The organism is Streptomyces sp. NPDC092369 (assembly GCF_044755245.1).
Lineage (GTDB): Bacteria > Actinomycetota > Actinomycetes > Streptomycetales > Streptomycetaceae > Streptomyces.
The window spans coordinates 631342-643249 of sequence record NZ_JBIVQP010000004.1; the positions used below are offsets into that span (position 1 = coordinate 631342).

The 11908-nt window shown below is 69.2% G+C and carries 12 protein-coding genes; 7 read left to right on the top strand and 5 right to left on the bottom strand.

What is annotated here, in order from left to right; all coding sequences use genetic code 11:
* Positions 1 to 101 precede the first annotated feature (101 nt).
* The 5 genes from ACIQI8_RS26675 to ACIQI8_RS26695 are packed head-to-tail and all read left to right on the top strand — an operon-like array spanning position 102 to position 6071.
* Entirely contained in the window at positions 102 to 584 is a 483-nt protein-coding gene (locus ACIQI8_RS26675; RefSeq protein WP_402355273.1) for a cupin domain-containing protein, read from the top strand.
* Entirely contained in the window at positions 581 to 1486 is a 906-nt protein-coding gene (locus tag ACIQI8_RS26680) for an acyl-CoA thioesterase (RefSeq protein WP_402355274.1), read from the top strand. Before ACIQI8_RS26675 ends, ACIQI8_RS26680 begins: the two co-directional genes overlap by 4 nt.
* Before the next feature lie 40 nt (positions 1487 to 1526).
* The gene (locus tag ACIQI8_RS26685) at positions 1527 to 3242 is read left to right on the top strand and encodes an AMP-binding protein (protein WP_402355275.1); all 1716 of its coding nucleotides are present in this window, start codon (positions 1527 to 1529) and stop codon (positions 3240 to 3242) included.
* Complete coding sequence (locus ACIQI8_RS26690; protein ID WP_402355276.1) at positions 3239 to 5617, top strand: bifunctional salicylyl-CoA 5-hydroxylase/oxidoreductase; 2379 nt, start codon at positions 3239 to 3241, stop codon at positions 5615 to 5617. The genes ACIQI8_RS26685 and ACIQI8_RS26690 overlap by 4 nt, the downstream gene beginning before the upstream one ends.
* Positions 5598 to 6071, top strand: coding sequence for an acyl-CoA thioesterase (locus tag ACIQI8_RS26695; RefSeq protein ID WP_402355277.1), 474 nt, complete (start codon positions 5598 to 5600; stop codon positions 6069 to 6071). The genes ACIQI8_RS26690 and ACIQI8_RS26695 overlap by 20 nt, the downstream gene beginning before the upstream one ends.
* A 7-nt stretch (positions 6072 to 6078) precedes the next feature.
* Here ACIQI8_RS26695 and ACIQI8_RS26700 read toward each other — a convergent pair whose 3' ends face one another.
* Together ACIQI8_RS26700 and ACIQI8_RS26705 are read right to left on the bottom strand one after the other, a co-directional pair.
* A complete protein-coding gene (locus ACIQI8_RS26700; RefSeq protein ID WP_402355279.1) occupies positions 6079 to 6576 on the bottom strand; it encodes a transmembrane transport protein in 498 nt (165 codons plus the stop codon).
* The gene (locus ACIQI8_RS26705; RefSeq protein ID WP_402355280.1) at positions 6573 to 7115 is read right to left on the bottom strand and encodes an RNA polymerase sigma factor; all 543 of its coding nucleotides are present in this window, start codon (positions 7113 to 7115) and stop codon (positions 6573 to 6575) included. The genes ACIQI8_RS26700 and ACIQI8_RS26705 overlap by 4 nt, the downstream gene beginning before the upstream one ends.
* Positions 7116 to 7580: 465 nt before the next feature.
* Here ACIQI8_RS26705 and ACIQI8_RS26710 point away from each other — a divergent pair, with 465 nt between their 5' ends.
* Entirely contained in the window at positions 7581 to 8174 is a 594-nt protein-coding gene (locus ACIQI8_RS26710) for a DUF4328 domain-containing protein (protein ID WP_402355282.1), read from the top strand.
* Positions 8175 to 8211: 37 nt separating this feature from the next.
* Here the strand turns inward: ACIQI8_RS26710 and ACIQI8_RS26715 are convergent, their stop codons facing one another.
* The gene (locus ACIQI8_RS26715; protein WP_402355284.1) at positions 8212 to 9027 is read right to left on the bottom strand and encodes an MBL fold metallo-hydrolase; all 816 of its coding nucleotides are present in this window, start codon (positions 9025 to 9027) and stop codon (positions 8212 to 8214) included.
* Between the two features lie 85 nt (positions 9028 to 9112).
* On the opposite strand from ACIQI8_RS26715, the gene ACIQI8_RS26720 reads away from it, so the two are divergent.
* Entirely contained in the window at positions 9113 to 10078 is a 966-nt protein-coding gene (locus tag ACIQI8_RS26720) for a GlxA family transcriptional regulator (RefSeq protein ID WP_402355286.1), read from the top strand.
* A 76-nt stretch (positions 10079 to 10154) separates the two neighbouring features.
* Here the strand turns inward: ACIQI8_RS26720 and ACIQI8_RS26725 are convergent, their stop codons facing one another.
* Complete coding sequence (locus ACIQI8_RS26725; protein WP_402355288.1) at positions 10155 to 11021, bottom strand: alpha/beta fold hydrolase; 867 nt, start codon at positions 11019 to 11021, stop codon at positions 10155 to 10157.
* A 54-nt stretch (positions 11022 to 11075) separates the two neighbouring features.
* Positions 11076 to 11903 carry an enoyl-CoA hydratase/isomerase family protein gene (locus tag ACIQI8_RS26730; RefSeq protein WP_402355290.1) on the bottom strand — a complete coding sequence of 276 codons (828 nt, stop codon included), beginning with the start codon at positions 11901 to 11903 and terminating at the stop codon, positions 11076 to 11078.
* Positions 11904 to 11908 lie beyond the last annotated feature (5 nt).

An 11908-nucleotide genomic window follows, 5' to 3' on the forward strand; every position in this document is an offset into this window, starting at 1 on the left:
CGACCCGCTCGCACGACTCACTCGTACGACCCCTTCGCACGACCCGCTCGCTCGTCCCGCGGCACAGGCGCCCTCCTCGCCACCGAACGGAGCCGACCACCATGGAGCCCGACCTCAGCAAGTACCGCCTCGAAGGCGACAACTCGATGTACCGACTGCCCAGCGGCCTCGTCGCACCCGTGGTCACGCGCGGCGGCCTGGAGGACGGGGGCACCGCCGACTCGGGCGGGGCCGTCCGCGTCTCGGGCGTCAGCATCCAGCACACCCCGGCCACCAAGCTGTGGTTCGGCAAGGTCAGCAACGAACCCGGCTACCGCTCGGTCTCCCACCACCACGGCGAGGCCGAGACCGGCGGCTATGTCCTGTCGGGCCGGGCGCGCATCTACTTCGGCGAGAAGTTCGAGGACTACGTCGACATGGAGGAGGGCGACTGGGTCTTCGTGCCGCCGTTCATGCCCCACGTCGAGTGCAACCTCTCGCGCAGCAAGCCGCTGACGTGGATGACGACCAGGACACCGGAGAACATCGTCGTCAACCTCCCCGACGTCGCCGACTCCGAACTGCGCGACTGGCTGAACCGATGACGGCCGAGACCTCCCCGACCTCCAAGGTCTTCACCGACGCCGTCGCCCTCACGGCCACCGAGCCGGAGCACTTCGACCTCGCCTTCACCGCCGTCACCCAGCCCTGCCCCTGGCCCAAGGCGTACGGCGGCGACCTCGTCGCCCAGGCCGCGGCGGCGGCGATGCGGTCGGTCACCGACGGCAAGTCGCTGCACTCGATGCACAGTTACTTCCTGCGCCCGGCCGACATCGGCGCGAGCGTGCGCTACGAGGTGGAGCTGCTGCGCGACGGCCGCGGCTACAGCACCCGTCAGGTCCGCGGCTACCAGAACAGCAAGCCCCTCTACGTCTGCCTGGCCAACTTCGCCGCGGGCGAGCCCGGCGGCACCTTCGAGGCCGAGTTCACGGACGACGTGCCCGACCCCGAGGAACTCCCCACCTCCGCCGCGTACTTGGCGGAACTCGACGGCGGCACGATGACCGAGGAGTCCAAGGCCTACTGGTCCGCCGGCCGCGGTTTCGACATGCGGCACGTGCCCGGCCCCGTCTACCTCACCGTGGAGGGCAAGCAGGTCCCGCACCAGGCCGTCTGGCTCCGGCCCTTCGACCCGCTCCGCCCGGTCGACGGACTGACCGACGCCCAGCGGGACTTGGCGGCACTCGCCTACGTCTGCGACTACACGATCCTCGAACCCGTCCTGCGGGTCCTCGGTCTGGCCTGGGCCATGCCCGGGCTGATCACCGCCAGCCTCGATCACGCCATGTGGTTCCACCGCCCGGGACCGGTGGACGGCTGGCTCCTCTACGTCCAGGAAGCCGCCGCCGCCGACGCGGGCCGCGGTCTGGGCACGGGCCGCTTCTACACCCGCGATCACCGTCACCTGGCCACAGTCGCCCAGGAGGGCATGCTCCGTTCCGCCTGACCCCGTCGGCCGCCGACGGATTCCCGGAAGGACCCTTCCGATGTCTCCCCCTTCCCTTCCCTCTTCCCTTCCCCCTTCTCCCGCGGCCCTCTCGCCCTCCGCGCACGTCGACGGCTTCACCCGAGACCACCTGCCACCCGCAGACCTGTGGCCGGTCATCGAGTTCACGACGCCGGAGCTGCACTACCCGGACCGCCTCAACGCCGCCACCGAACTCATCGACATCCCCACCGCCAGGTTCGGCCCCGACCGGCCGGCCCTGTGCACACCGGCGGGGGAGAAGTGGACGTACGGCGAACTGCTCACGCGCGCCAACCAGGTTGCCCAGGTGCTGACCGAGGACCTCGGACTGGTGCCGGGTGGGCGGGTCCTGCTGCGCTCGCCGAACACACCCTGGACGGTGGCCGCGTGGCTCGGTGTGCTCAAGGCCGGGGGAGTGGTGGTGACCACCATGGCCGCCCTGCGCGCCCGTGAGGTGACGCCGGTCGTCGAGCGGACCCAGCCCACGATCGCGCTGGTCGACCACCGGTTCGCCGAGGACATGCACACCGTCCGCGCCATCGCGTGGCCGTCGCTGACCGTCGTCGAGTACGGCGGCGGCACTCCCGAGGACCTCCTCGCCCGTGCCACGGCCAAGTCGGGCCAGTTCACCAACGTGGAGACCGCCGCCGACGACGTGGCGCTCCTCGGGCCGACCTCGGGCAGTACCGGCGTACCCAAGATCACCATGCACTTCCACCGCGACATCCTGTCCATCGACAACACCTTCGGCCGCCACGCCCTGCGCCTGACCCCGGACGACACCGTCGCCTGTACCGCCCCGCTGGCGTTCACCTTCGGCCTCGGCATGCTCGTCGTCTTCCCGCTGCGGGCCGGTGCCTGCGCCCTGCTGACCGAGTCGGCCACCCCCACCCAACTGGCCGATCTCGTCGAGCGGTTGAGCGTCACCGTGCTCGCGACGGCACCCACCGCGTACCGGGCGATCGTGCGCGCCGGGCAGACACGCCAACTCGTCGGACTGCGGGTGGCGGTCTCGGCGGGCGAGCACATTCCGCGCACCACATGGGAGCAACTGCGGGACGAGGCAGGGCTGGAGGTCATCGACGGCATCGGCGCCACCGAACTCCTGCACATCTTCATCACCGCCGTCGGCGACGAGATACGCCCCGGTGCCACGGGCAGGCCGTTGCCGGGATACCGGGCCACCGTGCTCGGGCCCGACGGCGAGGAACTCGACCCCGGTGAACCGGGCCGGCTGGGCGTCATCGGGCCGGTCGGCTGCCGCTACCTCGACGACGAGCGCCAGAAGGACTACGTCGTGGCGGGCTGGAACACCACCGGTGACATCTTCCACCGGGACGAGGACGGCTACTTCTTCTACCACGCCCGCGGCGACAACATGATCGTCTCCTCCGGCTACAACATCGGCGGACCCGAGGTCGAGGCCGCCGTCGACACCCACCCCGACGTGCAGGAGTGCGCGGTCGTCGGCCGCCCCGACAAGGAGCGCGGCTCGGTGGTGTGCGCCTTCGTCGTGCTGCGGGAGGGCGTGCGGGGCGACGCGGCCAAGGTCAAGGAGATCCAGGACCACGTCAAACAGGTCATCGCCCCCTACAAGTACCCACGAGACGTGCGCTTTTGCGACTCCCTGCCGCGCAACGTCAGCGGCAAACTCCAGCACTTCGCGCTCCGCAAGATCATCGAGAATGAGCTGGCCGCCGCGCCCGCCGTCGAGCAGGGAGAGGTAGCTCCGTGAAAATCGCGATCGTCGGCGGAGGCCCCGGTGGGCTCTACTTCGCCGCTCTGATGAAGCAGTTGGACGCGACCCACGAGGTCACCGTCTGGGAGCGCAACGCCCCCGACGACACCTTCGGATTCGGCGTGGTGTTCTCCGACGAGACCCTCGGCGGCATCGAGAACGCCGACACCGAGTTCGCCGAGGCGATGGCCAGCCGGTTCGCCCGGTGGACGGACATCGACATCCACTACCGCGGTGAGAGCCACACGATCGGCGGCCAGGGCTTCGCGGCCATGAGCCGCAAGGAACTCCTCCACCTGCTCCAGGAGCGCTGCCGCTCTCTCGGCGTCGACGTGCGCTTCTCGACGCTCGCCCCCGACGTCGGGGAACTCCGCGCCTCGCACGATCTGGTGGTCGGAGCCGACGGGGTCAACTCCCGTATACGGCAGGAACATTCGGACGTCTTCCGGCCCACACTGGACCGGCGGCACAGCAAGTACATGTGGCTGGGCACGGACCGCGTCTTCGAGGCGTTCCAGTTCTTCATCAAGGAGACCGAGTGGGGGACCATGCAGGTCCACGGCTACCCCTACTCCGACTCCGGCTCCACCTTCATCGTCGAGATGCACGAGGACGTCTGGCGCCGCGCCGGCTTCGACGCCACCGAGGGAACCGAGTTCGGGCCGGGTACCTCCGACGAGCAGGCCGTCGACCGCATCCGGGGCCTGTTCGCCGAGGAACTCGGCGGCCACCAGGTGTTCGCCAACAACTCCAAGTGGCTGAACTTCACCACCGTACGCAATGAACGCTGGCACCACGGCGGCCTGGTCCTCATCGGCGACGCCGCGCACACCGCGCACTTCTCCATCGGCTCGGGCACCAAGCTGGCCATGGAGGACGCCCTCGCTCTCGCCGCCTGTCTGCACGAACACCCCGACACCGAAACGGCGTTGACCGCCTACGAGACCGAGCGGCGGCCGGTCGTCGAATCCACCCAGCGCGCCGCGCAGGCGTCCCTGGAGTGGTTCGAGAACATCGGCATGTACGTCCGGCAGGAGCCGACCCAGTTCTGCTTCAACCTGCTGACCCGCTCCCGCCGCATCACCTACGACAACCTGCGCACCCGCGATCAGGAGTTCGCCGACCGCGTCGACGCCGCCTTCGCCAAGTCGCAGGGTCTGGGCGGCAGTTCACCGGCGATGTTCCAGCCCTTCCGGCTCGGACAGCTGGAGCTCAAGAACCGGGTCGTCGTGTCGCCCATGGACATGTACTCCGCCGTCGACGGCGTACCCGGCGACTTCCACCTCGTGCACCTCGGCTCCAAGGCCATGGGCGGTGCCGGACTGGTGATGACGGAGATGGTCTGCGTCTCGCCCGAGGGTCGCATCACTCCCGGCTGCACGGGCCTGTGGAACGACGAGCAGCGCGACTCGTGGGCGCGGATCGTGTCCTTCGCCCACGAGCGGAGCACCGCCCGCATCGGTCTCCAGATCGGTCACTCGGGCCGCAAGGGCTCCACGAGACTGATGTGGGAGGGCATGGACGAGCCGCTGCCGGAGGGCAACTGGGAGACGGTCGGACCCTCGTCCGTCGCGTACGGCCCCGGCTGCGCCGTACCCCGTGAACTCACCCGCGAGGACATGGACGGCATCGTCGCCGACTTCGTCGCAGCCGCCCACCGGGGCGCCGAGGCCGGCTTCGACCTCCTCGAACTCCACTGCGCGCACGGCTACTTGCTGTCCTCCTTCCTCTCCCCGATCGCCAACCACCGCACCGACGAATACGGCGGCTCCCTGGAGAACAGGCTCCGCTTCCCGCTGGAGGTCTTCGACGCCGTCCGCGAGGCATGGCCCGCCGAGCGGCCGATGATCGTGCGCATCTCCGCCACCGACTGGGTGCCGGACGGCAACACCGAGCACGACGCCGTAGAGATCGCCCGCGCCTTCATCGCCCACGGTGCGAACGGCATCGACGTCTCCTCCGGCCAGGTCACCAAGGACGAGGCGCCGGCCTTCGGCCGCTCCTACCAGACGCCGTTCGCGGACCGGATCCGGCATGAGATCGCTGCCGCGACCGGCACCGCGGTCATCGCCGTCGGCGCCATCGCCTCGTACGACGACGTGAACTCGATCCTGCTGGCGGGCCGCGCCGACCTGTGTGCCGTGGGCAGGACCCACCTCTACGACCCGCACTGGACCCTCCATGCGGCGGCCGAGCAGGACTACCAGGGCGAGGCGGCCCAGTGGCCGGTGCAGTTCGGGGCCGGTCGCCGCAAGCCACCCACCGCCCGCACCGACGCCGTACGCCCGCGTCTCTCACTGCTGCGGGCCGACGACACCGCCCAGGACATCCATCTGCGCTGGACCCCCTCGCATGCACCGGCCTCCGTCTGACGAGGAGGTGGACGGCAGCCGCAGCCTCGCCCGTGCCGTCCATCGAAGCCGCGTGGAGTGGATGGACACCGACGCGGCAGGGCACCACCACAACACGGCCGTGGTGCGGTTCGTCGAGGCGGCCGAGGCGACGCTGATGCGGGAGTACGGCGTCGACGGCTACTTCGGCTCCGCGCCGCGCGTGCGATTCGAGGTCGACTTCGCATCGCCGCTGTGGTTCGGGCAGGAGGTCACGACGACGGTCCTGGTCGAGCGCGTCGGCAGATCGTCGTTGACGTTCCGATTCGAGGTCTGGGGCGAGGAGTTCGAGCAGCTGCCACGACGGCTGTCGGCCTCGGGCCGGTACGTCACGGTGCATGTCCCGCGCGGTAGTCGTGAGAGCGCGCCGTGGCCCACCGAATGGGTCACAGCGTTGGGCGGCGAGACGGTGGGTCGCGGTACGGACCGTGGGTGATGTGACGTCAGTTCGCCTTCTCTTGAAGGGAGTTGCGCAGGCGAAGCAGCTCGCGACGGCGGGAGTGCGCCCGTAGCAGGAGCAGTCCGGCGGCGACCATGAGGGCAGTGCCGGCGAAAGCGGTGGTCAGTACCTCGGCCGTGGTGCCGCGGAGCGCGGCCAGCGTGGTGCCGGCGGCGCAGGTCAAGGTGGTGACGGTGAGGGCGAGGCGGGCGCCCAGCACCCGGTCCCGGGCGTACAGCGGTCGGCGCCGGCTCAGGACCCACCCGGCGAAGGCGGCCCAGGCGAGACCGACGGCGATCAGCGCGGCGAAGGCGGCCCGGGTACGGGCCGGAAGCGGGTGCGGCTCGGTCGCCCACAGCACCGCGATCAGGGCCGCGCCGCACCCTCCCGCGAGGCCCACGCACGCGTGTCGCATGCGGGCGGACAGCGAGACCTCCGCCGCCAGTGCGCGCTCCAGTTCCTTCGGCACATCACGGCGTTCCGCGTCGTCGTGCTCGCTCATGCCTCGTATCCCCTCTCGACAAGGACGTCCCGCAACATGCGGCGAGCGCGGTGCAGCCTGCTCTTGACCGTGCCCGGCGGTACACCGAGCACTTCCGCGCAGGCGGCCAGGGGCAGGTCCTGGAGGTGGAACAGGAGCAGCACTTCGCGTTCCAGCGGCGGGAGCCCGCCGAGGCCTGCCTGGATCTCCAGCGCGGTGAGGACGGCTGCGTCGCGATCGTCGACCTCGGTCTCCGTCTCCACCTCGGTGGTGGTCGGGGGAGTCCGGTACGTCCGGCGGAGGTGGTCGGTGACCGCGCGCCGGGCGATGGTGAACAGCCATGGCGCGAACCGCTCCGGCTGCCGTAGCCGGGGCAGGCCGCGCATCACCGCGACCCATGTCTCCTGGGCGAGGTCGTCCGCGGTGTCGGGGGAGCCCACCATGCCCTTCACATAGCGCCACAGCGGGTCGTGCCAGAGGTGCACCAGCTCGTGGAACGCCTCGCGCTCCCCGAGCTGGCAGCGCACCACCAGCAGCCTTCCGTGCCCGTCGTCGCCCACCGCGTCTCCCTGCCTCGCCTCATGTTTCACCGAGACAGTCGGTGTGGAGGAGGGAAAGGTTCACGGACTCACTCGAGCACGATCCCCGAGCCAGGCCTCGGCCCGGCGCCGGGCCCTCAGACCACGTCAGCCACGTATCCAGGTCGTGTTAGCGTCGCCCGATTGTTTTCACCATGCGATCGGCAGGGGCGTGATGAAGCTTCTGCTCTCAGCAGCGGACAAACTCCCAGCCCCATGACCGAGTTGGGGTGGAAGTCGGTGGGCGTACTGGAGCTCACCGCGCTGCCGGCCATCGACAAGGAGTGACGACGGCACGCTGGGAGTCGTGGACTTATTCGTCCTGAGCCGCGACCGAGGATTCGAAAAGTCGTGCGTGTGCGCGGTGAGTAGACCCTATGATCACTTCGCCCGATCGTCCGCCGCGTTCACCGTGTCCGCGCAACCCTCCGAAGCAGGCCGAAGAAGATGACGAGTACCGCCCGTAGAGCTCCATGGATCCTTGCCCGGCTCGCGCAGGCGGCGGTGGGGGTGGCCGCTGTGACGGACGTGTTCCGTGCGGTGGCCGTGCGGGATCACTATCTGCACCCCACGGACGGGTCCTCGAAGGAGTCGGGCCTCGTCTCGATGGTGTTCGTCTACCTGATGACTCTTGCGATCGTGTTGTTCCTCGTGTGGCTCGCCCGGTCCCGGCGCGAGGCGCAGGAGCTGTCTCCTGAGGCCTCGCTGCCGAGTCCGGGCTGGATGATCGGCGCGTGGTTCATACCGGGAGTCAACTTCGTCGTCCCCCGCCGGTTCGTCCTGGACATCGGACGCGCCAGCGCGGCGGACTGGGACCGGAAGCGGGACACGACCCTGGTGAACTTCTGGTGGGGCGCCTGGCTCACGCACTCGTTGGTGCTGATGGTGGCAGTCCGGGCGGCCCCGGGGTCGATGGCACTCCTCGTGGTGGCCGAGGCGCTCATGATCGCGGCGGCCGTGCTGCTCGGGCTCGTCATCGAGCGCATCACGACGTCGCAGACTCAGCCGGCGACGTCCTCGGAGGCGCGGATCAGCGCCTGATCGCCTATCGGGGCGCGTCGGAAATCAGCGTCCCCGTCTATTCCGCCCAGCGCCCCACGGCGGTCAGCCACGCGATTCCCGGATTCAGCCACTTCGGGAAGCGTCGCACCATCTCGTCGAAGTACTCGACCCGACTGGTAGCGCCGGCGAAGACCTCCGCGGCCGCCTTCAGGTAGGTGCGAGTGTCAGTGATGGTGGACGCCGGATCGTCGCGCTCGGGATTCTTGTGGCCGGCCACCACCGTGGCCGGATTGACCGCTTCCACGGCATCGATCGCCTTGAGCCAGGACTCGATGCCGTGTTCGCCGGCCTCGGACAGATACTGGTGCACCTGGTTGTAGATGACGTCTCCACTCACGACCAGGTCCAGCGAGGGCACATGCAGGAACGTCGTGTGTTCGGTGTCGGTGTGCCCGGCGGCGTGCGGAACGACCGGCTCCCCGTCGACCTGGAGTCCACTCTCAGGGACTGCCTCGGCGATGACCGGGGTATCGCCTATGAGCGTCGGAAACGCCGCTCCCCAGAACGGGTCGGGCTTTCCACCCGGAGTGGTCCGGTGCATCTCCGCGATCGTGTCGGCCGTGGCCCACACCTTGAGGTCAGGGAATCGCTCACGCACGGGCGCGGTCGCGTACCAATGGTCGCCGTGCGCGTGAGTCACGTAGATTCCGGTGATCGTACGGTTGAATCCGGCCGCCCACTCTGCGACTTTGACTCCCTGCTCGGTGGTCAGTCCCGGGTCGACCAGAATGGCCTCACGAGGACCGTGAACAATGGTCGTGGACAACGGAGACCACAGCAGTGGCCCACCGTCAGGTCGGGGCGGCAGGGCGCTGGCCGACAGCGGCTGCATGGGGCTGACGTGTACCGCGTAGCCGAGAGATGTCATGAGTGGTCCTGTTCGTGGCTGAGAAAGTACTTACCGTTAGAATCGCGCCATGAATCGTGTGCGCCGTCATCGAGTCGCCGTTCTCGCGCTGGACGGCGTCTACCCCTTCGAGCTGGGCATTCCGGCACGCATCCTGGGCGCCGCCGACGGCCGCTACGAGGTCGATGTCTGCTCGGTCGACGGCGGGCCGGTCGAGACCAACGCCGGGTTCTCGATCACGGTCCGGCACGGCCCGGAGCTGCTCGAATCGGCCGACACGACGATCGTCACCCCGGTGGATCCGAGCAGACTCACCAGGGAACTGCCGGACGAAGTCACCGCCGCACTCGCCGGATCCCGTCCCGGATCCCGGATCGCCTCCATCTGCACCGGTGGGTTCGTCCTGGCCGCGGCCGGACTGCTGGACGGCCGGACCGCCACCACGCACTGGGAGTGCGCGCCGGTGTTCCGCCGCTGGTTCCCGCACATCCGGCTCGACGAGGGGGTGCTGTTCGTCGAGGACGGAGACGTGCTCACGTCCGCGGGTGCCGCGGCGGGGGTGGACCTGTGCCTGCACCTGATCCGGATCGACCACGGCATCCAACTCGCCAACATCGCCGCCCGGCGCTGCGTGGTGCCCCCCTTCCGCGAGGGTGGTCAGGCGCAGTACATCCAGCGCCCGATCCCCGACGGCGACACCGCGTCCACGTCCGCCACCCGCCAGTGGGCACTCGAGCGGCTCGGCGAACCGCTGACACTGCCGCAACTGGCGCAGCACGCCCACATGAGCCTGCGCACCTTCAGCCGGCGGTTCCGGGACGAGACCGGAGTGACGCCGAGACAGTGGCTCATCAAGCAACGCCTCGACCGCGCCCGTCAGTTGCTGGAGACCAGCACCATGTCCGTCGACCAGATCGCCACGGACATCGGCTTCGCCACCGCCGCCTCTCTGCGTCAGCTCATGCACGCGGAACTGGGTGTCTCCCCGGCCGCCTACCGGCGAACCTTCCAGGCGTCGGTCACTCCGGCCCCGTGACCGGCGTCGAGGCTCCGGCGGTGGCCGACCGAGCGGTGGATCACCGTCGGTGACCGTCCCCTCGTCACCCACCCCGTCACCCGCCCAGGAAGGCGTTCACCTCGTCGGCGAACGCGCCCGGATACTGGAAGAGGAACCCGTGGCCGGCATCCGGGTAGATGCTCAGCCTCGCGTTGGGCAGGTGCTCGGCCAGCAGGTAGGTGTTCTTGGTGGGGATCATCTCGTCGTTGTCGCCGTTGGCCACCAGAACGGGCTGTTGGATGGAGTCCAGCCGCTGCAGGCGCGAGTCGTCGCGCACACCCCACGCGGAGATCGCGGTCAGCTGCGCGTCTCGGACAGCCAGGTCCGTCGGGGCGTCCCGCTCCGCGGAGCGCAGCCCCAGACGCTTGAGGAACTCCACACCTCCGGCCTGGCTGGACGCACTCTTCTCGAAGAAGAGAGTGAGCAGATCGGTGGGCGCGGGAGCGTCACCGAAGGCCGCGTCACGGATGGCTCCCGCCGTGTACAGGTGGATGTCACGCCCGCCCCTGGGGGCGGTACCGGCCAGGACCAGACGGCGTACCTGCCACGGGCGGAAGAGGACGATCTCCTGGGCGATGAAACCGCCGAGCGAGAAGCCCAGCAGGTCATAGCGGCGCAGGCCGATGGCGTCGAGAAAGGCGATCGCGTTGTACGCCATCTCCTCGACGGTGTTCGGTGTGGTGCCCGTGGAACCGCCGACGCCGGCGAGATCGACCAGCACGACTTCGCGCTCGGCGGCGAGGGCGTCGACGAGTTCGGGATCCCAGTTGTCGAGGTTGGCGCGGAAGTGCACCAGGCAGACCAGCGGCAGGTCGCGGGCGTTGGCCCGGCCGAAGCGGCGGTAGCGGTAGGTGACGCCGTCGGCGGCCTCCACATGGAGATTGGGCGTCTCGATCTGGCTCTGTACGGTTTCGGTGGTCACAGCAGATCCCTCTCGTACTGGGGTCATGGACGAACAGGCGGGGGTTCGCTCGAACTAGTCGCGCGGACCGAGGCGTTCGCCCATGTTCAGTTCCAGGTCGTGGATGACCTCGGGGCCGGCCTTCGCCGAAAGGCTGAGGCGGTCCTGCACGAAGTCCCTTGCGAGCAGCCCGGCGAAGCGGGCGTGCGTGGCTGACAGCTGGGCGGCGTCGTGCAGGGGCGCCTCTTCGTTGATGACTTCCTTCACCGCACGAAGGGCGTCGGCGTCGAAGTGGGCGAGCCGCCGAGCGAAACGGTCGACGACGGCGTCCAGTTCGGCGTCCGGCACGGCACGGTTGACCCACCCGTACAGCTCGGCGGTCTCGGCGTCGTAGTCCTCACCGGAGGCGACGATCTCCAAGGCCCGTGCCCGGCCGGTCAGTTGCACGAGACGCTGAATGCCACCGCAACCGGGGATGACGCCCGTACCGATTTCCAGTTGGCTCAGTACGGCCTTCTCGCGGCTGGCGAAACGCACGTCGAGGGTGGTCAGGAACTCGTTCCCGATGCCGCGTGCACGACCACGGAGGGAACCCACCGTGATGAAGGGGGCGTTCGCGAGGCGGCCGATGATGTCGAACCAGGTCGGCATGCCCGCACCGAACTCGGCGAACCTGCCCAGATTCAGATGGGCGATGAAGAAGTCGGGAACGGCACTGTCGAAGACGACGACCTTGACGTCGGGCTCCGCTTCGAGCCGTGCGACGACCTCGGCGAGAGCGGTCTCCACCTCGGGTTCGTAGAGGTTGAGGGGAGGGTTGTCGAAGGTGACGCGCCAGTAGCCGGGGCTCTGGCGTTCGGCACGCACGGGTGCGGACGCAGGGGCCGTTGTGTTGCTCGACATGGGGG

Excerpts from the sequence above, each read along its gene's own strand:
- ACIQI8_RS26680 (WP_402355274.1), top strand. The coding sequence starts at position 581 with ATGACGGCCGAGACCTCCCCGACCTCCAAGGTCTTCACCGACGCCGTC.
- ACIQI8_RS26720 (WP_402355286.1), top strand. The coding sequence starts at position 9,113 with ATGAATCGTGTGCGCCGTCATCGAGTCGCCGTTCTCGCGCTGGACGGC.
- ACIQI8_RS26710 (WP_402355282.1), top strand. The coding sequence starts at position 7,581 with ATGACGAGTACCGCCCGTAGAGCTCCATGGATCCTTGCCCGGCTCGCG.
- ACIQI8_RS26700 (WP_402355279.1), bottom strand. The coding sequence starts at position 6,576 with ATGAGCGAGCACGACGACGCGGAACGCCGTGATGTGCCGAAGGAACTG.
- ACIQI8_RS26675 (WP_402355273.1), top strand. The coding sequence starts at position 102 with ATGGAGCCCGACCTCAGCAAGTACCGCCTCGAAGGCGACAACTCGATG.
- ACIQI8_RS26685 (WP_402355275.1), top strand. The coding sequence starts at position 1,527 with ATGTCTCCCCCTTCCCTTCCCTCTTCCCTTCCCCCTTCTCCCGCGGCC.
- ACIQI8_RS26695 (WP_402355277.1), top strand. The coding sequence starts at position 5,598 with ATGCACCGGCCTCCGTCTGACGAGGAGGTGGACGGCAGCCGCAGCCTC.
- ACIQI8_RS26715 (WP_402355284.1), bottom strand. The coding sequence starts at position 9,027 with ATGCAGCCGCTGTCGGCCAGCGCCCTGCCGCCCCGACCTGACGGTGGG.
- ACIQI8_RS26730 (WP_402355290.1), bottom strand. The coding sequence starts at position 11,903 with ATGTCGAGCAACACAACGGCCCCTGCGTCCGCACCCGTGCGTGCCGAA.